The sequence below is a fragment of the Streptomyces sp. NPDC127119 genome (assembly GCF_042677425.1).
Classification (GTDB): domain Bacteria; phylum Actinomycetota; class Actinomycetes; order Streptomycetales; family Streptomycetaceae; genus Streptomyces.
Genome location: NZ_JBHXTO010000004.1, coordinates 77,433 through 99,504, shown reverse-complemented (window position 1 = coordinate 99,504; position 22,072 = coordinate 77,433). Strand labels below are relative to the sequence as shown.

18 protein-coding genes, 1 tRNA gene and 1 pseudogene are annotated in these 22,072 nt (G+C 70.5%); 6 read left to right on the top strand and 14 right to left on the bottom strand.

From position 1 onward, the window contains the following. Positions 1 to 127 precede the first annotated feature (127 nt). From ACFVH5_RS03450 to ACFVH5_RS03410, 9 genes and pseudogenes are all read right to left on the bottom strand, one after another. Positions 128 to 1,774 (bottom strand): long-chain fatty acid--CoA ligase, encoded by a 1,647-nt coding sequence (locus ACFVH5_RS03450; protein WP_384806671.1) that lies wholly within the window; start codon positions 1,772 to 1,774, stop codon positions 128 to 130. 190 nt (positions 1,775 to 1,964) lie between these two features. Continuing rightward, positions 1,965 to 2,510, bottom strand: coding sequence for a SigE family RNA polymerase sigma factor (locus tag ACFVH5_RS03445; protein WP_107020495.1), 546 nt, complete (start codon positions 2,508 to 2,510; stop codon positions 1,965 to 1,967). A 245-nt stretch (positions 2,511 to 2,755) separates the two neighbouring features. Continuing rightward, positions 2,756 to 3,646, bottom strand: a complete 891-nt coding sequence (locus tag ACFVH5_RS03440) for a DUF1906 domain-containing protein (protein WP_385831699.1) — start codon at positions 3,644 to 3,646, stop codon at positions 2,756 to 2,758. Positions 3,647 to 3,760: 114 nt separating this feature from the next. Beyond that, entirely contained in the window at positions 3,761 to 4,933 is a 1,173-nt protein-coding gene (locus ACFVH5_RS03435) for a lipid-transfer protein (protein WP_385831697.1), read from the bottom strand. Between the two features lie 158 nt (positions 4,934 to 5,091). Beyond that, positions 5,092 to 5,490, bottom strand: a pseudogene (locus ACFVH5_RS03430) (MaoC/PaaZ C-terminal domain-containing protein); the annotation flags it as partial. Beyond that, positions 5,487 to 6,527, bottom strand: coding sequence for an acyl-CoA dehydrogenase family protein (locus ACFVH5_RS03425; RefSeq protein WP_385831695.1), 1,041 nt, complete (start codon positions 6,525 to 6,527; stop codon positions 5,487 to 5,489). The pseudogene ACFVH5_RS03430 and the gene ACFVH5_RS03425, both read right to left, overlap by 4 nt. Beyond that, positions 6,527 to 7,609, bottom strand: a complete 1,083-nt coding sequence (locus tag ACFVH5_RS03420; RefSeq protein ID WP_385831693.1) for a bifunctional MaoC family dehydratase N-terminal/OB-fold nucleic acid binding domain-containing protein — start codon at positions 7,607 to 7,609, stop codon at positions 6,527 to 6,529. Before ACFVH5_RS03420 ends, ACFVH5_RS03425 begins: the two co-directional genes overlap by 1 nt. Positions 7,610 to 7,692: 83 nt before the next feature. Beyond that, the gene (locus ACFVH5_RS03415; RefSeq protein WP_385831691.1) at positions 7,693 to 9,000 is read right to left on the bottom strand and encodes an acyl-CoA dehydrogenase family protein; all 1,308 of its coding nucleotides are present in this window, start codon (positions 8,998 to 9,000) and stop codon (positions 7,693 to 7,695) included. A gap of 263 nt (positions 9,001 to 9,263) precedes the next feature. Then, positions 9,264 to 9,575: a hypothetical protein gene (locus ACFVH5_RS03410; RefSeq protein ID WP_107020491.1), complete on the bottom strand. Its 312-nt coding sequence runs from the start codon at positions 9,573 to 9,575 to the stop codon at positions 9,264 to 9,266. Positions 9,576 to 9,965: 390 nt separating this feature from the next. On the opposite strand from ACFVH5_RS03410, the gene ACFVH5_RS03405 reads away from it, so the two are divergent. After that, entirely contained in the window at positions 9,966 to 10,835 is an 870-nt protein-coding gene (locus ACFVH5_RS03405) for a bifunctional DNA primase/polymerase (RefSeq protein WP_385831689.1), read from the top strand. Between the two features lie 284 nt (positions 10,836 to 11,119). Here the strand turns inward: ACFVH5_RS03405 and ACFVH5_RS03400 are convergent, their stop codons facing one another. From ACFVH5_RS03400 to ACFVH5_RS03390, 3 genes are all read right to left on the bottom strand, one after another. Beyond that, positions 11,120 to 11,338, bottom strand: coding sequence for a hypothetical protein (locus tag ACFVH5_RS03400; RefSeq protein WP_385831687.1), 219 nt, complete (start codon positions 11,336 to 11,338; stop codon positions 11,120 to 11,122). Between the two features lie 305 nt (positions 11,339 to 11,643). Continuing rightward, positions 11,644 to 11,730, bottom strand: a tRNA-Ser gene (locus ACFVH5_RS03395). Positions 11,731 to 11,771: 41 nt separating this feature from the next. Then, positions 11,772 to 13,391, bottom strand: coding sequence for a S1C family serine protease (locus ACFVH5_RS03390; RefSeq protein ID WP_385831685.1), 1,620 nt, complete (start codon positions 13,389 to 13,391; stop codon positions 11,772 to 11,774). A gap of 332 nt (positions 13,392 to 13,723) precedes the next feature. Between ACFVH5_RS03390 and ACFVH5_RS03385 the strand changes: the two genes are divergently transcribed. The 3 genes from ACFVH5_RS03385 (at position 13,724) to ACFVH5_RS03375 (ending at position 16,610) form a co-directional block, all read left to right on the top strand. Next, on the top strand, positions 13,724 to 14,536 hold the full coding sequence (locus ACFVH5_RS03385) for a glycerophosphodiester phosphodiesterase (protein ID WP_385831683.1): 813 nt from the start codon (positions 13,724 to 13,726) through the stop codon (positions 14,534 to 14,536). Between the two features lie 137 nt (positions 14,537 to 14,673). After that, a complete protein-coding gene (locus tag ACFVH5_RS03380; RefSeq protein WP_385831681.1) occupies positions 14,674 to 15,321 on the top strand; it encodes an ATP-binding protein in 648 nt (215 codons plus the stop codon). A gap of 299 nt (positions 15,322 to 15,620) precedes the next feature. Then, positions 15,621 to 16,610, top strand: a complete 990-nt coding sequence (locus tag ACFVH5_RS03375; RefSeq protein WP_384806655.1) for a DUF5926 family protein — start codon at positions 15,621 to 15,623, stop codon at positions 16,608 to 16,610. Positions 16,611 to 16,853: 243 nt separating this feature from the next. Here the strand turns inward: ACFVH5_RS03375 and ACFVH5_RS03370 are convergent, their stop codons facing one another. Both ACFVH5_RS03370 and ACFVH5_RS03365 read right to left on the bottom strand, forming a co-directional pair. Further along, the gene (locus ACFVH5_RS03370) at positions 16,854 to 17,216 is read right to left on the bottom strand and encodes a hypothetical protein (protein ID WP_385831679.1); all 363 of its coding nucleotides are present in this window, start codon (positions 17,214 to 17,216) and stop codon (positions 16,854 to 16,856) included. A 536-nt stretch (positions 17,217 to 17,752) separates the two neighbouring features. Further along, positions 17,753 to 18,418, bottom strand: a complete 666-nt coding sequence (locus tag ACFVH5_RS03365) for a bifunctional DNA primase/polymerase (RefSeq protein ID WP_189771489.1) — start codon at positions 18,416 to 18,418, stop codon at positions 17,753 to 17,755. Positions 18,419 to 18,891: 473 nt separating this feature from the next. Between ACFVH5_RS03365 and ACFVH5_RS03360 the strand changes: the two genes are divergently transcribed. Together ACFVH5_RS03360 and ACFVH5_RS03355 are read left to right on the top strand one after the other, a co-directional pair. After that, a complete protein-coding gene (locus ACFVH5_RS03360) occupies positions 18,892 to 20,403 on the top strand; it encodes a PP2C family protein-serine/threonine phosphatase (RefSeq protein ID WP_385831676.1) in 1,512 nt (503 codons plus the stop codon). Between the two features lie 166 nt (positions 20,404 to 20,569). Then, entirely contained in the window at positions 20,570 to 22,057 is a 1,488-nt protein-coding gene (locus tag ACFVH5_RS03355) for an aminopeptidase P family protein (protein ID WP_385831674.1), read from the top strand. Positions 22,058 to 22,072: the final 15 nt, after the last annotated feature.

Here is a 22,072-nt window from a genome sequence, read left to right as displayed (position 1 = left end):
GAAGAACTGAGCGAAGAACTGAGCGAAGAACTGAGGGTCGGCTCAACCAGGCGTACGCACAAACGGGTTGGGGCGTTGTTTCACGTGAAACAACGCCCCAACCCGCACTTATCGCCTGCTGTGACCGTCAGAGCTGGGTGACGTCCAGCTCGCCCGCCGCGTACTGCCTGCGCAGCACCTTCTTGTCGAACTTGCCGACGCTCGTCTTCGGCACCGACTCGATGATCGTCCAGCGCTCGGGGAGCTGCCACTTGGCGATCTTGCCCTCGTCGGCGAGGAAGGACCGCAGGGTGTCGAAGTCGGCGCCGGCGCCTTCCTTCAGCACGACGGTGGCGAGCGGGCGTTCGCCCCACTTGTCGTCCGGGACGGCGACGACCGCCGCCTCGGCGACATCGGGGTGGGCCATGAGGGCGTTCTCCAGGTCGACCGAGGAGATCCACTCGCCGCCGGACTTGATGACGTCCTTGGCACGGTCGGTGAGGGTCAGGAAGCCGTCGGGGCTGATCGTGCCGACGTCACCGGTCTTGAGCCAGCCGTCCTCGCTGAACTTGTCGTCGGGGCGCAGGGCTTCGGCACCCTGACCGCCGTAGTACGCACCCGCGATCCAGGGGCCGCGCACTTCCAGCTCGCCCGCGGACTCGCCGTCCCAGGGCAGCCGCTCGCCGCCCGGGCCGGTCAGGCGCGGCTCGACACCGGCGGGGAAACGGCCCTGGGTGAGCCGGTACGCGAACTCCTCGTCCGATCCCGCCTCCACATGGGCCGGTGGCCGCGCGATGGTGCCGAGCGGCGAGGTCTCCGTCATGCCCCAGGCATGGCAGACGCGCATGCCCAGCTCGTCGAACGCCTTCATGAGGGCGGGCGGACACGCGGAACCGCCGATGGTGACCTGGGTCAGCGAACTCACGTCACGGGGCTTGCCCTTGAGCTCCGCGAGCAGCCCCTGCCAGATGGTGGGGACGGCGGCGGCGTGCGTGGGCCGCTCCTTCTCGATCATCTCGGCGAGCGGTGCGGGCTGCAGGAAACGGTCCGGCATCAGCACGTTCACGCCGGTCATGAACATCGCGTGCGGCAGGCCCCAGGCGTTCACATGGAACTGCGGGACCACGACGAGGGAGGTGTCCCCGTCGGTGAGTCCCATGGACTGCGTCATGTTGACCTGCATCGAGTGCAGGTAGATGGAGCGGTGCGAGTAGATGACGCCCTTGGGGTCGCCGGTCGTGCCGGAGGTGTAGCACATGGCCGCGGCCTGGAGTTCGTCCAGCGCGGGCCAGTCGTAGCTGTCCGGCTTGTCCGCGATCAGCTCCTCGTACTCGTGCACCTGGACACTCGCCCCGTCGAGCAGCGAGCGGTCACCGGGGCCGGAGACGACCACGTGCTCGACCGACGCGAAGTGCGGGAGCAGCGGGGCGAGCAGCGGGAGCAGCGAACCGTTGGCCACGATGACCCGGTCGGCGGCGTGGTTGACGATCCAGACGAGCTGCTCGGGAGGCAGCCGCAGGTTCAGTGTGTGGAGGATCGCGCCCATGGCCGGGATCGCGTAGTACGCCTCGACGTGCTCGGCGTTGTTCCACATCAGCGTGGCGACCCGGTCGTCGTCCCGGACTCCGAGGTCGTCGCGCAGGGCGTGTGCCAGCCGTGCCGTCCGTGCCCCGATCTCGGCGAACGAACGCCGGTGCGGCTCGGCCTCACCGGTCCAGGTGATCACCTGGGACGACCCGTGGATCGTCGATCCGTGGGTCAGGATCCTAGAGATCAGCAGCGGTACGTCCTGCATCGTGCTCAGCACGGCGTCCTCCCGGGGGCGACATTGCCTACGCGGTAGTAAGGGTTGGGCTGATTCTGCTCACATACCGCGCGGTATGTCACTACTCCTGGGTGATCGATCACATCACGGCAAGCATTGCTTGCCCAGTCCTGCGCCCTGTGTTCCGTTCAGCGTGCCGCTCCGTGCCCACCCGCGCCGGTCAGCGCACGGGGCCCAGTTCAGGGTCCTCACGGAGCTTGCCCAGCGCCCGCGACACGGCCGACTTGACCGTTCCGATCGACACGCCCAGCACCTCCGCCGTCTGCGCCTCGCTCAGGTCCTCGTAGTACCGCAGGACGACCATCGCCCGCTGCCGCGCGGGCAGCTTCATGATCGCGCGCCACATCGCGTCGTGCAGCGCCTGCTGCTCCGCCGGGTCCCCGGCCGGCGGAACCTGCGGTTCCGGCATCTCGTCGCACGCGAACTCGTCGACCTTCCGCTTGCGCCACTGCGACGTCCGCGTGTTCAGCAGCGCCCGCCGCACGTATCCGTCGAGCGCCCGGTGGTCCTCGATCCGCTCCCAGGCGACATACGTCTTGGTGAGGGCGGTCTGCAGCAGGTCTTCGGCGTCGCACGGGTTCGCGGTCAGCGAGCGCGCGGTACGCAGCAACACAGGTTGGCGAGCCCTCACGTACGAGGAGAACGACGGGTACGCATGGGTCCGCGTCGCCACGTTCGAAGCGCTGGTGCAGACGGGTGTGGTCATGGCTCCACGCTAGGATCGCCCCTACTCCAGCGGATCGGCCGCAGGTCCCGAAGCCGTGTCCGCCTCAGGTTGTAGGAGGGGGGCAGGCCCCACCTCCTGAAGGTGGACACGAGGCTCACGACCCCTGAGGGTTCACCCCTGAGAGACGGGCCCCCGCGCACTCCCACCGCAGTAGCCCGGCCTCCCGCATGGTGCCGGAGTAGTACGACCGCGCACCAGGGCCGCCGCACGGCACCCCCGACAGCTCACTCGACGCGTGCGACGGGCGCGTGCATCAGATTGCGGTCGATCAGCAGCGTCCGGCCGCCGTGCCGCTCCCGTACGTTCCCCGCGTACTGATGGATGCGCCGCGCGGGCGCCCACGCGGTCTTCCGCAGTACGGGCTCACGGTGCAGCCCATTCTTCACGCCCCATCGCGCGAACCACACCACCGACGGAAGGTCCCGTACCCCGGCCCGCCGCGAGCGCTCCATGTGGGCGACGCCCGACGCGGCGCTGCTGTAGAACCCCGGCAGATACCCCCGGCGCGACACCTCACGGTTCCACCCCCGCACGAACAGGAGCGTGGTGCGTGCGCATTTCTTGTTCCGGTACGCATAGGCCTCCATGTCCAGGAAGAGCGGGCTGCCGGGGCTCATTCCGAGCGCCTTCGCCCTCTTCACCGCGTCGCGGGCCTCCGTCGTCCCCTGCTTCCAGGGATGCCGCCCGATCCGTACGTTCTTCTTGTGCCGCGCGAACACACAGGTCGACTGCGAGCCCACGTACAGCGGCAGCACCCGCCAGCCCTGGTCCCGCACCGTCCGCATCCAGCGGTGGCTCAGATGGGGCTGTGCCCGGCAGGCCCGCCCGCGCCCGCCGAAGTAGACCCCCACGGCCCGGTACGGGGACGCCCGCCATCGCCTCATGGTGTCCGCGGACGGCGCCCGGCAGGTGTCGAACGCACGGCCCTTGAACGTGAGCGCCTTGGGTCTCGCACCGAACTCCCGGACAGCTGACTCCCGGTCCGGGAAATCCACCGGTGCGGCGGCACCCGGCGACCGGGGCCCCGCCTGTGCCGGTGGTGCCGCCGTGAGCCCCAGCAGGAGCAGCACGAACCCGAATCCGACGATCATCTTGTGACATCGCAGCCAACGCATAGGCCGAGTCAACGGCCCCGCCCTCGCTGCAGGGCCCGGACACGCGCCACGTTCATCCGTCCGCCCCGCAATCAGCCCCGATCGTCCGAACCGGGGATCGGGCGGACCCCCGGATCAGGCCCGGTCGTCCGAACCCAGGATCAGCCCCGAGGTCGGAACACCCGTCCCCGCCGTCACCAGCACCCGGCGGGCTCCGGGTATCTGGTTCACGGCCGAACCGCGCAGTTGTCTGACCCCTTCCGCCACTCCGTTCATCCCGTGCAGATACGCCTCCCCGAGCTGTCCTCCGTGGGTGTTCAGCGGCAGCCGCTCCTCCGCCACGAAGTCCGCGGCCTCACCCGGCTTGCAGAACCCGAACTCCTCCAGCTGTGTCAGCACGAACGGCGTGAAGTGGTCGTACAGGATCCCGACGTCGATCCCGGCCGGCGTCAGCCCCGACGTACGCCACAGCTGCCGCGCCACCACACTCATCTCCGGGAGCCCCGTCAGATCGTCCCGGTAGAAGCTGGTCATCTGCTCCTGGGCCCGCCCCGCGCCCTGGGCGGCCGCGACGATCACGGCCGGCGGACGCGGAAGGTCGCGCGCCCGCTCCACCGAGGTGACGACCAGGGCCTGCCCGCCGTCGGTCTCCTGACAGCAGTCGAGCAACCGCAACGGCTCGACGATCCAACGGGACGCCGCATGATCCGCGAGCGAGATCGGTCTGCCGTGGAAGTACGCCGCCGGATTGGTCGCCGCGTACTTCCGGTCGACGACCGCGACCTGCCCGAACGCCTCGGAGGTCAGGCCGTACGTGTGCAGATAGCGCTGGGCCGCCATCGCCACCCAGGACGCGGGCGTGAGCAGTCCGAAGGGCAGCGCCCAGCCGAGCGCAGCGCCCTCGGCGGACGGCACCCGGTGCTGGACCCCGGAGCCGAATCTCCGCCCGGACCGCTCGTTGAACGCCCGGTAGCAGACCACCACGTCGGCCACCCCCGAGGCCACCGCCAGCGCCGCCTGCTGGACGGTCGCGCAGGCCGCTCCGCCGCCGTAGTGGATCCGGGAGAAGAACGACAGCTCGCCGATGCCGGCCGCCTGGGCGACGGTGATCTCGGGGCTGGTGTCCATCGTGAACGTCACCAGGCCGTCCACATCGCCCGGTGAGAGCCCCGCGTCGTCCAGCGCGGCCCGCACCGCCTCCACCGCGAGCCGCAGCTCGCTGCGCCCCGAGTCCTTGGAGAACTCGGTGGCCCCTATCCCGACGACGGCAGCCCGTCCGCCGAGGCTGTCCCTCCTCCGCACACTCATGGCCGGGCCTCCGAGCTGGTCGCGGTCGCCTCCGGCGTCGTGGCGGTCGCCTCCGGGGTGGTGCCTGTCGTCGCCGAAGTGGTGCCTGTCGTCGTCCGCGTCACCGGTTCCGGTACGAATGCCGGTTCCGGTTCCGGTTCCGGTTCCGGTTCCGGTTCCGGAACCGTGACCGTCACCGTGCCCGTGACATGGTTGCCGAGGCTGTTGGCGCCGACGACCCGAACCGTCGCCGTGTCGCCGCGGACGTCCTCCACCACGCCGGTCAGCACCATGGTGTCGCCCGGATGGTTGGGAGCGCCCAGCCTGATCGCCACGCTGCGCAGCACGGACCGGGGCCCGAAGTGGTCGGTGATGTAGCGCCCGACCAGCCCGTTGGTCGTCAGGATGTTCATGAAGATGTCCGGCGAACCCTTCTGCCGTGCCGACTCGGCGTCGTGGTGCACGTCCTGGTAGTCGCGCGACGCGATCGCCCCGGCGACGACGAGCGTGCGGGTGATCTCGATCTCCAGCGGTGCCAGCACATCGCCGATCCGCGCCGGCCCGACCTCGGTGGTCATACGTCCCCCTCGCCCTCTGCCTCGCCGTGCACGATCGACTCCCCCAGTTCCTGGAGGAGTTCGCTCCCGCACCCCAGGTACGCGTCCAGCTGCCGTCCCCACAGGAAGTGCCGGTGCACGGGATGCTCCAGGTCGGCTCCCGCACCGCCGTGCAGATGCTGCCCCGCGTGGACGACCCGCTGTCCCGCCTCCGACGCCCACCAGGCGGCGGTCAGCGCCTGCGCGGCGTAGTCCAGCCCCTCGTCCCGCCGCCAGGCCGCCTCGTACGCCGTGACCCGTATCGCCTCGGTGTCCATGTGGGCGTCGGCAGCGCGGAGTTGGACCCCTTGCTTGGCCGCGAGCGGCTGCCCGAACTGCTCGCGGGTGTTGGTGTACGCGACGGCTCTGGCGACCGAGCCCGCGCACACTCCTGCCTGCAGCCCCGCGAAGGCCGTGCGCGCGGTGGCCAGCACGTCGTCGTACGCATCGACGCCACCGAGTCGTTCGGCCGGGGCGGCGTCCAGGGTGAGGCGTCCGGCCGACCACGGAGCCGTCAACTCGACGGGCTCGCACCGGGCGTCGGCGGTCCGTACGAGCCACAATCGCTGTTCCTCGTCGGCGATCAGCACGTGCGTGGCGTCGCGGAGCCACGGCACCACGGGGGTCACCCCGCTCAACTCGCCCGGCGCGGCTGCCCGTACCGCGGTGCCGGGCAGGGCGCCCGTCATCACGACCGACCCGTCCGCGATCCCCGGCAGCAGCCGCTCCCGCTGTGTCGCCGAGCCGTGCGCCGACACCGCCAGCACCCCGTAGACACAGCTCGCGGCGAACGGCACCTGGGCCGTCGTCAGCCCCTGTTCCTCCAGGAGGAGCACCAGCCCGAGGAGCCCGATGTCCTGGACGGCGGCGGGCAGCCCCGCCTCGCACAGCGCCTTCCACAACTCCGTGTCGCTGCCCGTCCCCACGGCGGTCAGCCGTTCGTGCGTGGACAGGTCGCCGAAGATCCGCGCGGCCAGCTCGCGGGCCGCCGTCTGCTCCTCCGTCGGCGTGAAGTCCATCAGCCCCCGCTCCCCTCGACGGCGCGGAAGACCGGCAGCTCCAGCTCCTCGTCCACCCGCGCGAACTCCAGCCGTACCGGCATTCCGATCCGCACGCGGTCGTGCGGCACCCCCACCACGTTGCTGATCATCCGGACGCCCTCGACGAGTTCGACCAGGCCCACCGCGTACGGAGGGTCGAAGGCCGGGAAGGGCGGGTGATGCATCACCACGTACGAGTAGACGGTCCCCTCACCGGCCGCCTCGACCGTGTCCCACTCCAGGCAGCCGCAGGAATTGCACCCCGGCAGCCAGGGGAAGCGCAGGGTCTGGCACTTCTCGCAGCGCTGGATGAGCAGCCGGTGCCGGGACACGCCCTCCCAGAAGCCGGCGTTGTCGCGATTGACCACGGGGCGGGGTCGCTTGGGGCGGGGGGCGGGCGCGGCTTCTGCGGTCGGCGCCAGGGCCGCTCCCGACGGCGCCTGGGCCTCTCCGGTGGGCGCCACGGCCGCCCTGGTGGGTGTCTGGGCCTCCCCGGCATCCGCCACAGCCCCCTTGGCCGCCGTCTCCGCCCTGCCCGTCGCGTCGTCCGTCCTGCGCCGCCCCGCAGGTACGTACTTGAGGATGCGGAACCGATGCGTCCCCGCCGGTTCGTCCCCTGCCCGTACATCCGTCCGCGTCGTGACGAAGTACCCCGTGCCCAGCTTGGTCGTCTTGCGCTCGGAGACCGACTCGATCACCGAGTCGAAGGTGATCCGGTCCCCCGGGCGAAGTGGCCGCAGATACTCCTGCTCGCAGTCGGTGGCGACCACCGAGATGTACCCGGCGGAGTCGAGCAGGCCGAGCATCTCGACGTACGCCTCCGAGCGACCCCCGTGGCCGGAGAGCCCTCCCATCGTCCAGGCCTGGAGCATGGTGGCCGGCGCGACGGCGTCCGCACCCGCGTACGCCGGATTCGTGTCTCCCATCGCCTCGCACCAGTGCCGGATCATCGGTTCGTTGACCAGGTCCTTGCCGACGCCTCCGACGGCCGTCAGCCCCTCGTACGTCTTCAACCGCGCGTGGATGTCCTCGTATCCCCCCTCGGTCACGTCCACGGACACCGGCCTCTCCCCGGACGCGGCCTTCTCACCCGCGGCACGCCTCTCGCCCGCCGCACCCCTCTCTCCTGACATCGCCCGCTCGCTCACCGCCGCCCCCTCGTCATCCCGAGCCGCATCGTCGCCACGATCTCCCGCTGCACCTCGCTCACCCCGCCCCCGAACGTGTTGATCTGCGCCGCCCTGTTCATCCGCTCCAGCTCGCCGTCCCCGAACACCCCCGGCGAACCGGCCCGGACCAGCGCGTCCGATCCGACGATCTCCTGACACATTCGATACACCGCGACGGCCGATTCGGTTCCCACGACTTTCACGCCGCTGGCATCGCCGGGGGCCAGTCGGCCGGCCCCCACATCACCCACCAAACGCCAGTTGAGCAGGCGCGTTGCCGCCAGCCGGGCATGTACCTCAGCCAGCCTCGAACGCACCCACGGCTCGTCAACCCTGCGCCGCCCGGTCACCCGATCGGGGACGCGGGCGGCGGCCTGCGCGGCCAGGTAGAAGTCCTCGGCCTGCATACCGAGAGCGGCGAGCGCGACCCGTTCGTGGTTCAGCTGGTTGGTGATGAGCCCCCAGCCACCGTTCTCCTCGCCGACCAGGCGGGAGGCGGGGACCCGGATCCCGTCGTAGTACGTGGCCGTCGTGGTCAGCCCGCCCACCGTTTCGATCGGCGTCCACGAGAACCCGGGCGCGTCCGTGGGGACCAGCAGGATCGAGATGCCCTTGTGTTTCGGCGCGGCGGGGTCCGTACGGCAGGCGAGCCAGATCCAGTCGGCGCGCTGGGCGTTGGAGGTGAACACCTTCTGCCCGTCGACGACCCACCCACCGCCGGGCTCCTCGTCGAGCCCCGCGCGCTCCTCCTGCCCCTCACGCCCGTCTTGCCTCTCGCGCCCCTCTTGGCCCGAGCGCCCCTCAGGGCCGCCGACCCGCGCGGCCCGTGTCCGCAGCGAGGCCAGATCCGTACCGGCCGACGGCTCGCTGTATCCGATCGCGAACACGAGCTCTCCGCGCAGGATCCGCGGCAGGAAGTAGTCCTTCTGCTCTTCGGTGCCGTACTTCATGAGCGTCGGCCCGACCGTGTTCAGCGTGACCATGGAGATCGGGGCGCCCGCCCGGCAGGCCTCGTCGAAGAAGACGAACTGCTCGTCGGGGCCTCGCCCTTGGCCCCCGTAGGCCTCCGGCCAGCCGATACCGAGCCATCCGTCGGCACCGATCCGCCGCAGCAGCGCCCGTTGCCCCGCGGAACCGGAACCTGAACCTGAACCGGTATCGGCAGCGGTGCCGGGGCTGGGGCTGGGGCTGGCAGGAGCAGGCCCCTCCGGCATCAGTTCCCGGAAGTACGAACGGAGTTCGGCGCGTAGTCGTCGCTGGCGTTCGGTGGGGGCGAGATGCACGACGACGGCCCTCCCGGACCTCGTACGAACAAGGATTTCTGACTGTCCGTCAGATACATCCCACTGTCAAGGTTCAAGGTCGCCCGACGGACCGGCCTCAGGAGCACGGACCGGCCGCAGGAGCGCTGGCGCGGAGGTGCGCGCAAAAACGTCTGCGCGGCGATGCCGAAGCACCGCCGCGCAGACGTGTTACCACCCCACAAAGCACCCCACCAAGGAGGCATACGGCCGGCGGGGGTCTCCAGTCCCCGGCGGCCGCCGGCTCACCAGAGGTGGGTGAAGTTGACGGCGACGTTGTCGTTCGACTGGTCGATGGCCGTGAACGCGGACCCGTTCACCTGAGCCGTGTTGCTCTGGTTCGAGGCGCCGGAACCGACGGCCTGCTGCTGCGTCGTGGACGAGGTGCCGTAGTTGTCACCCCCGACTCCGCTGCCACCGACGGTCGCCACCGCGGCGTTCGATCCGTTGTCCGCGAAGGAGCCGTTGTCGGCCACAGCCACTCCCGAGAAGAGGGCGGCGGCGAGCGGCAGGGCTGCCGCGGCGGCGAGAACGCGGGCGGTACGGATGCTTGCCATGTCAGTTCCTCCAGAAGCGAGAAGTACGTACCGGTCGGGACCGGTTACCGGTCAGGACCGGCTGAGTACAGCTGGTTCCGGGGCAGTTGGCCGACCGCCTCGGAGTTCGATCACGACGTCGCGAGATCAGAATTGCCCACCGAATCCCCGGCGAACCACCCCGGAAGCCGCTATTCGCTCGCAAGCGTGAGTACATGTCGATAAACCCCCTTCACGCCCCCAAAACCGCAGTTCAGGATGGTGCGGGCGACTCAATCCCATACACCGCAAGGGATGAAGCGTTTCGTCACCTTTTCAGCCAATCCCCCTGGGCGGGTTTATCCACCCTTTCCGGGGCGCCCTCCGCCCCCACCTCTTCCCTTTTTCGAACACTAGTACGAACATGGATGCATGGCCACCATCGACCGGCAGGCCACGACGCTGGCCCTCGCACACGCCCTGTCAGCCGCCGAACGCGGACTGGCCGTCATCCCGCTGTCCCGGACCAAGCTCCCCGCGCTGCGCTCACCCCACCGCGACGACCCGGCGGCACCGCCCTGCCACGGCGAGTGCGACCGCTTCGGACACGGGGTGTACGACGCCTCGACCGACCCCCGCCGCATACGCGCGCTCTTCGCCGCCGCCCCCTGGGCCACCGGCTACGGGATCGCCTGCGGCCTGGAACCCCACCACCTGATCGGCATCGACCTGGACACCAAGTCGGGTACGGACTCGTCCGCGGCTCTTCGCGAACTGGCGCTGCGCCATCTGTTCACGATCCCCGAGACGGTCGTCGTCCTGACTCCCAGTGGTGGCCGCCACCTCTGGCTGAGCGGCCCGCCCGACGTCGTCGTCCCCAACTCCGCGAGCCGGCTGGCCCCGGGCATCGACATCCGCGGTGCCGGCGGCTACCTCGTCGGCCCCGGCTCCCGTACCGAACACGGCGTCTACAGCACGGCTCCGGGCACCGCTCAGCTGCCGCCCGCGCCCTGCCCGACGTCCCTGCTGCGCCTCCTGACGCCGCCTCCCCGCCCCCACAACACCCCGACGACGGCCACGCCGAGCCAGCAGGGTCAGGGCCTCGTCCAGTTCGTCCTGGCCGCGCACGAGGGTCAGCGCAACACCCGCCTCTTCTGGGCGGCCTGCCGCGCCTACGAGAACGGCTTCGGCCCTCAACTGACCGAGGCCCTGGTCGAGGCCGCCGTCCGCACGGGTCTCACGGAACGCGAGGCCCGCTCGACCGTCACGTCGGCATCCCGCATGACGAACCACCGCCCGTAGCGCACGCCTCTGAAGCCGGCCCACAAGGAGACGGGACTTGCCGAGAGCCCGGAGCAGGCAACTAACCGGCTAAGCGTCTTCTGTTTGTATCGGGCGCTGCGGGCAGTGCGGGCCGCACTCGTACACCTCGACGGACAGATCGTGTGCCCCGCTGTGCCCTTCGGCGCGGCCGGCGGACCTGGTGTCTTCCCGCAGGAGTCCGGCGCACCAGCAGCAGCGCCAGCCGAGGTACTGCCAGCTTGTGAGGTCGGCGGCGGGGGGCGGCTGTGGCCGCCAGGCTCCGGTCATGGCCGCTCGGAATACGGGATCAGGTCGTACTTCTCCCGGCAGGGGAGGCAGGCGGACTGCATGCCTCCTGGTCCGGAGCCCTGCTCGTCCACGTTGATCACGCGGATGTCGGCGCTGTAGCCGCAGTGCCAGGTGCAGTAGCCATAGATGACCGGCTCCTCGGAGGCCGCGTTCGGGCCGTTCGAGGCGGGCTGATGCTGCGTGCCCTCGTTCACGTCGACTCCATCCAGTCGTCCACGCTCCCGGGTCGGTCGCCAGGCGTTCTCGCGATTCGGGGTGATGACGGCCCGACGTGTCCTCACTGCACTTCGCGACGCAGGGCCGGCACAGATGCAGCCAGGCACCGGAACCTTCGTCACTGAATTGCCCAAGTCGTAGAGCGGCATGGGGTGTCCGTGTCCCCGCCGTGAGCCTCCCGTGCCCGACGGGCCGGTGTCCGACGGGGGAGATCGGTGATCGGCGGAGAGCGCGCACGACAACGGCCCCCGACCGATCTACCTGGTCAGGGGCCGTTCATCTGCGGTGGGTGTGGGATTTGAACCCACGGTCACATCGCTGCGACGACGGTTTTCAAGACCGTTCCCTTAGGCCGCTCGGGCAACCCACCCCGCGCCGCTGAGAGATCGGCGCGGGGACAAGACTAACCGGTCAGCTGTCGCCCTCGCGCTGGCCCAGGGTCACTTCGGCTGTGCGCTGCTTGCCGTCGCGGGTGTAGGTGAGCTTGACGGTGTCGCCGGGCTGGTGGGTCCAGATCTCGCCGATGAGGGTGGGGCCGCTGTCGATCACGCGGTCGTCGAGCTTGGTGATGACGTCGCCGGGCTTGAGACCGGCCTTCGCGGCGGGGCCGTTCGGCGTGACCGCGTCGGAGTTGGCGGCGCCCTGTTCGGTGATCTTCGCGCCCGTGCCCTCCTCCAGGGAGACGGAGGCACCGATGACCGGGTAGACGGGCTTGCCGGTCTTGATGAGCTGCTGGGCGACGTTCTTCGCCTGGTTGATCGGGATCGCGAAGCCCAGGCCGATGGAACCGGACTGGCTCGTGCCGCCCAGGCCGCCGCCGGTGGACTGGATCGCGGAGTTGATGCCGATCACCGCGCCCTTGGCGTCCAGGAGCGGACCTCCGGAGTTGCCCGGGTTGATCGAGGCGTCGGTCTGCAGGGCGCTCATGTACGAGGCCTTGCTGCTGGAACTGCCGTCGCTAGAGGCGACCGGGCGGTTCTTCGCGCTGATGATGCCCGTGGTCACCGTGTTCGACAGCCCGAACGGAGCGCCGATCGCGATGGTGGAGTCGCCGACCGCGATCTTGTCCGAGTTGCCGAGCGGCAGCGGCTTGAGGTTGTCCGGCGCGTTCTTGAGCTTGATGACCGCGACGTCGTAGCCCTGGGCGTGACCGACCACCTCGGCGTCGTACTTCTTGCCGTTCGAGAACGTGGCCGACAGCTTGCCGCTCTCGACCGCCTCGGCGACCACATGGTTGTTGGTGAGGATGTGGCCCTGCTTGTCGAAGACGAAGCCGGTGCCCGTGCCGCCCTCGCCGTTGCTGCCCTCGGCCTCGATGGTGACCGTGCTCGGCAGCGCCGTGGCGGCCACGTTCGCGACCGTGCCCGCGTCGCGCTTGAGGTCGCCGCCGCTCTCGGACGAGGAGACCGTCGTCGAGCCGGAGGAGTCGTCGTTGCGGTCGGCCGCCCAGTAGCCGATGCCGCCGCCCACGCCGCCCGCGATCAGCGCGGCCACCAGGACCGCGGCGACCAGACCGCCGCGCCCGCCGGACTTCGGCTTGGGGGCGGGCTGCTGGTACGAGGCACCCCAGACGTCCCCGGAGCTGCTCTCGCCGCCGCCTCCGTAAGGACCGGAACCGCCTTCGCCGCCGCCTCCGTAGGGGCCCGAACCGCCCGCGCCGCCACCTCCGTACGGGCCGGAGCCGCCTTCGCCGCCTGTCGCGTACGGGCCGGAGCCCGCTTCGTTCGTGTACGCGGGCGTGGCCGGCGGAGGAGGCGGCCAGGCGCCTCCCTCCGGGGCCGGAACGGCGCCCTGGGGAGCCCCGGAGGGTGTCGGGGGCAACGTGGCCGTCGGCGCGTCTCCCGGGAAGGAGCCCGGCCCCTGAGGCCGGTTCGCGCCCTCGTGGGGACCCGCGGGACCTGCGGGACCCGCGGGACCCGCTCCCGGCGATACCGCCTGCTCCGGGGGCGCGGAAGCAGCGGGAGTATCCACCGGCACGGGAGGTGCAGACGGGGCCGGGGGTACTGCAGTGCCCTCGTTCTCGGTGCTCACAGCTCTTCCTCTCGATCCACGGCTGTTCAGTAAGTTCGCATCCGGTCACGTTCGGTCGCGGGCGTTCAGGACTCCACCACGCGTGTTCGGGAACCGGCACGATTCAGCTGTGCATGTGCTTTTGTATGCCGTCAGCTTTTCCCACAGGACGTCAGGGCGCCATAAGCGGCACCTGTGACTCCGAGATCTTCATTTATATAGGACAGGTCTGACAAAACCACTGCACGGCCCGCGCCGCCGATCCCGTCGGCGATCTCGCGCCTGATCTCACCGCCGATCCCGCCACCCGTCCCACGCGTACCCATTCAAATTCGCGGTGGCACCATGACGCGGTGACCCACGCACGACAGCACCCGACCCAGGTCGTCGCTCATCGCGGGGCCTCCGAAGAGGCCCCCGAGCACACTCTGGCCGCGTACGAGAAAGCCATCGAGGACGGGGCCGACGCCCTGGAGTGCGATGTACGGCTGACCGCGGACGGGCATCTCGTCTGCGTCCACGACCGCCGCGTCAACCGCACCTCCAACGGACGCGGCGCCGTCTCCGCCCTGGAGCTCGCGGATCTCGCCGCCCTGGACTTCGGCTCCTGGAAGAACCGCGACGAGGCGCCCGACTGGGAGCAGCAACGGCCCCCTTCCTGGGAGCAGCAGTCCGTCCTCACCCTGGAGCGCCTGCTCGAACTCGTGGCGGACGCCGGCCGTCCCGTACGGCTCGCCATCGAGACGAAGCACCCCACACGCTGGGCCGGCCAGGTCGAGGAGCGGCTGCTGGTCCTCCTGAAGCGCTTCGGCCTGGACGCACCGTCCTCGCCCGCCGAGTCGCCGGTACGCGTCATGAGCTTCTCGGCGCGCTCCCTGCAGCGCGTCCGTGCCGCGTCCCCGACGATGCCGACGGTCTACCTGCTGCAGTTCGTCTCGCCCCGGCTGCGCGACGGACGGCTGCCTCCGGGGGTCCGGATCGCCGGTCCCTCGATGCGGATCGTGCGCAATCACCCGGCGTACATCGAGCGTCTGAAGCGGGCCGGTCACCAGGTGCACGTGTGGACGGTGAACGACTCCGAGGACGTCGACCTGTGCCTCGGGCTCGGCGTCGACGCCATCATCACCAACCGCCCGCGCGCGGTACTGCGCCAGCTGGGCCGCTGAAACCACTCCCCTCCCGTTCCCCACAGGCCCCACACGTTCCGCCCACGAGCTGTCACATCTCGGCCATATGGTCGATTTCAGGCCACTCGATTACAGGGAGTGCTCCGGCGCATTCGTTCCGTGTTCGATCGTTACGAGTGCGTCACTGCACGTGCATTGGCCGGTTTCCGGTCCATCCCAGAAGGGCATCCACACCGTGGCGTGGGGCAAAGGAGGTCTCGGGGGTGGCGTTGATGGTGGCACAAGAGGTGCCCACGTCGTCGAGCATGGCCGTACCCCATGGCCCTGCGGGCGTGGGAGAAGCAAGGCACCGGATGCGGGATCAACTACGCACCGGGGGTGTGGCGGAAACGGTCATCGACGACGCCGTACTGATCCTTTCCGAACTACTGAGCAACGCCTGCCGTCATGGCAGGCCACTGGGTGAAGCCTTTGCCGGGGACGGCGACGTCCGGGCGGCGTGGCGTGTCGAACCGACCGGCAGACTCACCGTCGAGGTGACGGACGGCGGTGGTCCGACGCGTCCGGTTCCGGCCACGCCCTCGGTCACCGCGCGCGGCGGCCGTGGGCTGAACATCATCACGGCGCTGGCCGTCGACTGGGGTGTCCGGGACGACGCCCGCGGTGAGGTCACGGTGTGGGTGGTCGTACACAAAGACGCCTGTGCCGTACGCCGGCGCAACGACTTCGCCACGCGGGTCGCGGCCCCGGCGGTGTCCACGGCATCCACGGCGTCCGCGATATCCGACCTGGACTTCGGGGACGTCTTCGACCGTCTGGACTGACCGCACCTGCCGGACCGGCGGAACCGACCGAACAGGGCGGGCCCGATGGACCGGCCGGGCCGGTCCGCCCGACTGGACCTACCGAACCGACCGGAACTACTGAACCGACCGGACCTACTGAACAGGGCGGGCCGAGTGGGCCCGCCGGGCCGAAGCAGACGGAAGTGCTGGTTCCGGGACGAACCGAAGCACCGCTCCGGGTGCGACCCGGCACGTTGTCCACAGGGTCCCGTCGGTCCCCGTACGAACGGCTAGGCTCGCGCCCGTACGAGTCGAGCCGTAACCGGGAGACATCCACGATGGCCAAGAAGCGACCCCAGACGAAGGCCAAGCAGCCGCAGCGGCAGGATGGGGCCCGCGCCGCCGGAGCAGACGGACACGTCCCGGTTGTCGGAGCACGCGAACCCTGCCCCTGCGGCAGCGGCCGCCGCTACAAGGCGTGTCACGGACGCGCCGCCGCGCACGCCGTGACCGAGCTGGTCCACCGGCCGTTCGAGGGCCTGCCGAGCGAGGGCGACTGGATCGCGCTGCGCGAGCTGGTGCCCGCGGCGACCGTCGAGCTGCATCTGAAGGAGGCCCTTCCGGAGGGCGTGCCGTCGGTCACGCTCGCGACGGTGCTTCCGATGGCCTGGCCGGCCCTGCGCCGCGAGGACGGCTCGGTGCTCATCGGCCTGCAGAACGACACGGCGTCCGGCGACATCAGCCGCGACCTGGCCGACACGCTCCAGCGCGCGCTCACCGCGGAACCGGGCACTCCGGTGCAGGGCCGCCGCGCCCCGGGCGACGGAGTGCGCCTGCAGGATCTCCTCGACCCCGAAGGCGCGTTCGAGCCAGTTGTGCACGAGGGCTTCGAATTCTGGGTTCCGGACGCACAGAACGCCGCCACGGAGGTCACCGCCTCCCTGGAGCGCGCCAACGCCGCCGCCATCCCGACGGTGAAGCTCGCCGGTGTCGACGCCGCGTACTGGTGCGAGACCCCCGACAAGAACCACCTGCGCTGGGTCATGCCGCACCCCGAGGAGCAGCTTCTGGACGCGCTCGCGCGGCTGCACGCGGAGGGCCGGTCGAGCCTCGGCGAAGGCACCCGGCTGGTCGGTTCCTTCCGTGCCCACGGCCTCACCGTCCCGGTCTGGGACCTGCCGACGGGCGTATCGGCCGAGGACATCGAGAAGCCCGCGTCCGAGTTCGCCGAGCGGCTCGCCGCCGCGCTGGCCACGGACGCACCGCTCACCGCGGACGAGCGCCGGGCGCGCGGCGGTCTCACCAATCGCCAGGTCACCCTCAGCTGACGCACGGCGTGCACCCCACCCCGGCTGACCGACCGGTCAGCCGGGCGACAGGTGCGCAAAGCGGGTGACTCCTGTCACAACTCCCGGTCGTGACAAGCGAATCCGTGTCTGAATAGCCGAGATCGAATTTGCGAACAGCCGATCTCTTGTTACCGTTCCAATAGCCCGGTTGCTGGTGCATCCCCCGTCGCCAGCAACCGGGTCTTTTCATGTCCGGACTCGGGACCGTCCTCGGCGAAGTCCTCAACGCGCTTTCTGCACAGGCGAGTTGCTCCCCGAGCGCAGAAGCAGCGGCCCGTCGGTCCCTTCCGCGGACCCGGCGAACTCAGCGATCGCCGAGTACTCCGAGGCGTCGCCCGCCGTCCGCTCCCGCGGTGTCTCGCACACCCCCGGTTCGTCGTCCGCGCCCACCGCGCAGTACATCCGCACGGTGCGGCCTCCGGGCGCCAGAAGAGTCAGTACGGACGTGAGGGCGTCACCGGTCGCGTTGCGGTAGTAGGTACGCGCCCAGGTCTCCCGCCCCTGCGTCAGCACGCACGTCTGCGCCTCGATGCCGTCGGGGGAGGTGAGTTCGGGTCCGCAGCGGGCGGCGGTGGCGAGCCCCACGCCGAGCGTCAGGGAGCGCTCGGAAGCCGAGGGGTGCCGGTCGGCCGCCCCACCGTCGGCGTGACCGGAGTCGGGCGCCCCGCCGGAACCGGGACCGCCGGAACCAGAACCGGTAGAACGAGAACCGTCGGATCCAGAACCGCCAAAACCGGAACCGGCGGAACCGGCGGAACCAGAGACGCCGGCTTCACGGCCGTCGGCGTTACGGCTGTCGGCGCCCCGCTCACCCGCGTCACGGCCGTCGCCGTCCGACGACTGTGCGGACGCGCGTGCGGAAGACGGTGAGGATGCAGAGGAGGACGCGGGAGCATCGCGACCCACCGGCCCCGCGGAGGCCACCGCCAGCGGCAGCGCGACCGTGAGAACGACGATGACCGCCAGCATCGCCAGGCGGACTTTTCGGGGATCCGGTCGGTCGGGGTCCGGGGAGTGCGGTGAGTACAGGGAGTCCAGGGGTCGTCCCCCGGAGTGACGCAGCATAAATGGGACGATAACGAGCGAGGGCGGGCGCGCGGTTCGCCGCGCGCCCGAGTCCCCTACAACTCGGGGGCGCTCACACCCGTACGAGTGAGAGCCTCCACCACCGCGTCCACCACGGCCTCGACATCGGGCACCCAGGGGGCGGCCGAACCCGGCAGCGGAGCCCGCTCCCAGCGGATCCCGCCCTGTCCGGTCTCGGACGGCGGCAGGGCCACGTAACCACCCTCGCCGTGGAAACGCAGCGAGCCGGGCACGAAGTCCTTGGCGTAGAGCAGCTCACCCAGCTGCTCCAGGGAGTACGGCTTCACGAGCAGCGCCCAGCGCGTCGGGGACGCGATCACGGGGCCGAGGCGCATTTCCTTGAGGTCGAGGGCGGCCAGCGCCCGGGCCGCGGCCGGAGCCGGCAGGCTCACCGCGCACGGGGCGTTTCCTCCGGTGGCGAGGATGATCGGGGCCGTCGGCCGGTTCGTCCACCACCAGCGCGCCATGCGCTCGTCCGTGGTGGCCGCGAGCAGGCCGGGGTCGAAGGGGTGGGCACCTGGCACCGTGCACTCCGGGTCCGGGCACCCGCATCGGGCCCGCCCCTGCGGGTCCGGGGCCACACCCGGGAGTACGGGCCACTGCCATTGGGTCGCGAAGGTCAGGGCCGCGCTGAGCATCTCAGGCCTCCCGTCGTTTCGCCTGGACAGGAGCCTGCGTCGCCTTCCGAGGATCTCGCGCATGTGCGCTCGTTCCTTTCCGTTGAACGCCGAGGAACCACATCACACCATGTGTCGATCACTTCACTGTGCGTACCTACTGGCGCATCACACCCTCGTCAGAGACAAGGGGAACCCCTATGGGCCGAGCGTTGGTTGCGTCCGCGTCCATACTGCGTCTGGCTAAAGCACGGGCATGGCGTGGGGTGGCGGCGCCTGGCGTTTGCTGTCCCGCGTATATCTCGCCGCCTCCGCCACGGGAGGATGGGGCACGGTCGTCGGTGGTTAAGACGCCCGGGTCCGGCGCCAGGTTCCGGGAGGGTTCCGTGAGGATCCCCACCACACCTGGCCTTCACCGAGTACGTACCCATCACGACCGCTGTGACGCTCTGTCGAGCTAGGCCAGTCGACCGCAATACACCGTGACTAGAGTCTATTTTAAGCCAACTTTACCTTTCCGTAGCGGTCCCACGGACACCAGGAATCCCAGCAGGACAATGCTGGACATCCCCTCACGAGTGCGTGTACATGTGGAGACACTGCCAGCGGCGCAGAATGACATGGGGGTTTGCGATGCTATTGAGCAATACGCACCGGTCGGAAAGCCGGACACCATGAACGCCCCTCACCTCCCGAAAGTGGCTGGAATCGATTCAACGGTTCCCTCACCCACACACACTGTCGCGCCGACACGTGCCACCTCGGGTTCCCCACCGGCCACTTCTCCACACGCCCCGGGCGCCGTCCTCCAGGACAGACTCGCAGGCTGGGTGTCCGATCTGACCACCCTGCACGAGCTGACCGAGCGACTGGCACGGACCGCCTCACTGGCGGACGCCCTCCAGGAACTGCTGCGCGCCGGAGCCGCCCTCGTGGGCGCCCGGCGCGGTCTCGTGGTGCTGGAACCGGGTGACGGCCTCGGCCCGGACACCACGATCGGCCTGGGGCTCGCCCGGGCCGATCTCGGGCACATCGAGACCGTCCCGCGCAGCTCCACGTCGTACGGGAAGATCCTCGACGGGCTTCCCGGGGGCGAGGGTGAGATCGCCCAGCCCGATCTGCTCTCCGAGGACGGGCTCGACCCGCGGCACCGCGAGGTGGCCGCCCGGCTCGGCTACGCCGCGAGCTACGCGCTTCCGCTGTCCACGGACGCGGCGGGCCGTCTCGGCGCCGCCGTGTGGCTCTACGACGAGCCGGCCGAGCCGGTCGAGCGGCAGCGCCACCTGGTCGGCCTCTACACGGCGTACGCGGCCGAGCACCTGGCCCGCCTGGTGGAACTGGAGCGCACGCGCGCGTGCATCACGACGATCTCGGAGGAGCTGCTCCCCTCCCGGCTGCCCCGGGTCTCCGGGGTCCAGCTCGCCGCCCGGCACCGCACGGGACCGCGCGGCGGCGGCGACTGGTACGACGCGCTGCCGCTGCCCGACGCCGCGCTCGGCCTCGCGGTCGGGTCCGTCACCGGGTCGGGACCCAGCGCCGTGGCCGCGATGGGCCGGCTGCGGGCCTCCCTGCGGGCGTACGCGGTGATGGAGGGCGAGGACCCGGTCGCCGTCCTGTCCGACCTCGAACTGCTGCTGCGGCTCACCGAACCGGCCCGCTCCGCCACCGCCCTGTTCGCGTACTGCGAGCCGGCGCTGCGCAAGATCACGCTGGCCGGGGCCGGACACAGCCCGCCGCTGGTGATCGGCGAGCGGCGCACCGAGTACGTGGAGACGTCGCTCTCGGCGCCCCTGGGCATGCTCGCGTGCTGGGAGGCGCCCAGTGTGGAGTTCCGGGCGGAGCCGGGAGAGACGGTTCTGCTCTACACGGACGGGCTGCTGCACCGGACCGGCGACCCCATGGACCGGGCCTTCTCGCGGCTGCACGCGGCCGCCGCGAGCGTGCCCAGGGCGCTGCGGGCGGACCCGGACGCGGTCGCCGACCACGTCCTGCGGACCATGCTGCCGGACGGCCTCGACGACGCCGACAGCGACGAGGACGTGGTGCTGCTCGCGGCCCGCTTCGAGTGAGCCGCACGACCGGCACGGGCCGGTCCGAGTGAGCCGCGGGGGCTTCCCCGGGGGCGCCGACGCGCCCCGTGTGTGAGCCGCACGTCATCGGGTCTTCCGGCCCTGGGCGCTCTTCCGTACGACCGTACGATGGGAGGCGTCCAGAGTCGTATCGAGGAGGCAGATCGTGTCGGAGGCGCTCATTCCGGAGACCCCGGAAGCCGTGCTTGAAGATGCCGCCGACCAGGCGGATGAAGAAGAGCCCATCAAGCAGCGCAAGAACGGCCTGTATCCGGGCGTGTCCGACGAACTGGCCGAGAGCATGAAGTCCGGGTGGGCCGACACGGAGCTGCACGGCCTGGCGCCGATCGCGCAGGCCGCGCACACGGCGGCCCGACGCGCCGCGCTCTCCGCGCGCTTCCCGGGCGAGCGCCTGGTCGTCCCCGCGGGGAACCTGAAGACCCGCTCGAACGACACGGAGTACCCCTTCCGTGCCTCGGTCGAGTACGCGTACCTGACCGGCAGCCTCACCGAGGACGGCGTCCTCGTGCTGGAGCCGGCCACGGACGGCCACAAGGCCACGATCTACCTGCTGCCGCGCTCCGACCGCGAGAACGGCGAGTTCTGGCTCTCCGGCCAGGGCGAGCTGTGGGTCGGCCGCCGCCACTCCCTGACCGAGGCCGAACAGCTGTACGGCATCCCCGCCTCGGACGTCCGCGAACTCCCCGACAGGCTGCGCGAGGCGACCGGGCCCGTCCGGGTCGTGCGCGGTTACGACGCCGGGATCGAGGCGGCGCTCACCGACAAGGCCACCGCCGAGCGCGACGCCGAACTGCGGGTCTTCCTCTCCGAGGCCCGGCTGGTCAAGGACGAGTTCGAGGCCGGCGAGCTGCAGAAGGCGGTCGACTCGACCGTGCGCGGCTTCGAGGACGTCGTACGGGTCCTGGACCGCGCCGAGGCGACCAGCGAGCGGTACATCGAGGGCACGTTCTTCCTGCGCGCGCGGGTCGAGGGCAACGACATCGGCTACGGCTCCATCTGCGCCGCCGGACCGCACGCGTGCACGCTGCACTGGGTGCGCAACGACGGCCCGGTGCGCTCCGGGGACCTGCTCCTGCTGGACGCGGGCGTGGAGACGCACACCCTGTACACGGCCGACGTCACGCGCACGCTGCCCGTCAACGGCACGTACTCGGAGATCCAGAAGAAGATCTACGACGCCGTGTACGAGGCCCAGGAGGCCGGCATCGCGGCCGTGCAGCCGGGTGCCAAGTACCGAGACTTCCACGACGCCGCCCAGCGCGTGCTGGCCGAGAAGCTCGTCGAGTGGGGGCTCGTCGAGGGCCCGGTCGAGCGGGTCCTGGAGCTGGGGCTGCAGCGCCGCTGGACGCTGCACGGCACCGGTCACATGCTCGGCATGGACGTCCACGACTGCGCGGCCGCGCGGACGGAGACGTACGTGGACGCGACGCTGGAGCCGGGCATGTGCCTGACCGTCGAGCCGGGGCTGTACTTCCAGGCGGACGACCTGACTGTGCCGGAGGAGTACCGGGGCATCGGCGTCCGGATCGAGGACGACATCCTCGTCACGGAGGACGGCAACCGGAACCTGTCCGCGGGGCTTCCTCGCCGGTCGGACGAGGTCGAGGCGTGGATGGCTTCGCTGACGGGCTGATGTGCGATGACATGA

What these genes read in the sequence shown, in the direction of transcription:
- ACFVH5_RS03450 (WP_384806671.1), bottom strand. Translation starts at nt 1,774, where the DNA reads ATGCAGGACGTACCGCTGCTGATCTCTAGGATCCTGACCCACGGATCG.
- ACFVH5_RS03445 (WP_107020495.1), bottom strand. Translation starts at nt 2,510, where the DNA reads ATGACCACACCCGTCTGCACCAGCGCTTCGAACGTGGCGACGCGGACC.
- ACFVH5_RS03440 (WP_385831699.1), bottom strand. Translation starts at nt 3,646, where the DNA reads ATGCGTTGGCTGCGATGTCACAAGATGATCGTCGGATTCGGGTTCGTG.
- ACFVH5_RS03435 (WP_385831697.1), bottom strand. Translation starts at nt 4,933, where the DNA reads ATGAGTGTGCGGAGGAGGGACAGCCTCGGCGGACGGGCTGCCGTCGTC.
- ACFVH5_RS03425 (WP_385831695.1), bottom strand. Translation starts at nt 6,527, where the DNA reads ATGGACTTCACGCCGACGGAGGAGCAGACGGCGGCCCGCGAGCTGGCC.
- ACFVH5_RS03410 (WP_107020491.1), bottom strand. Translation starts at nt 9,575, where the DNA reads ATGGCAAGCATCCGTACCGCCCGCGTTCTCGCCGCCGCGGCAGCCCTG.
- ACFVH5_RS03405 (WP_385831689.1), top strand. Translation starts at nt 9,966, where the DNA reads ATGGCCACCATCGACCGGCAGGCCACGACGCTGGCCCTCGCACACGCC.
- ACFVH5_RS03375 (WP_384806655.1), top strand. Translation starts at nt 15,621, where the DNA reads ATGGCCAAGAAGCGACCCCAGACGAAGGCCAAGCAGCCGCAGCGGCAG.
- ACFVH5_RS03365 (WP_189771489.1), bottom strand. Translation starts at nt 18,418, where the DNA reads ATGCGCGAGATCCTCGGAAGGCGACGCAGGCTCCTGTCCAGGCGAAAC.
- ACFVH5_RS03360 (WP_385831676.1), top strand. Translation starts at nt 18,892, where the DNA reads ATGCTGGACATCCCCTCACGAGTGCGTGTACATGTGGAGACACTGCCA.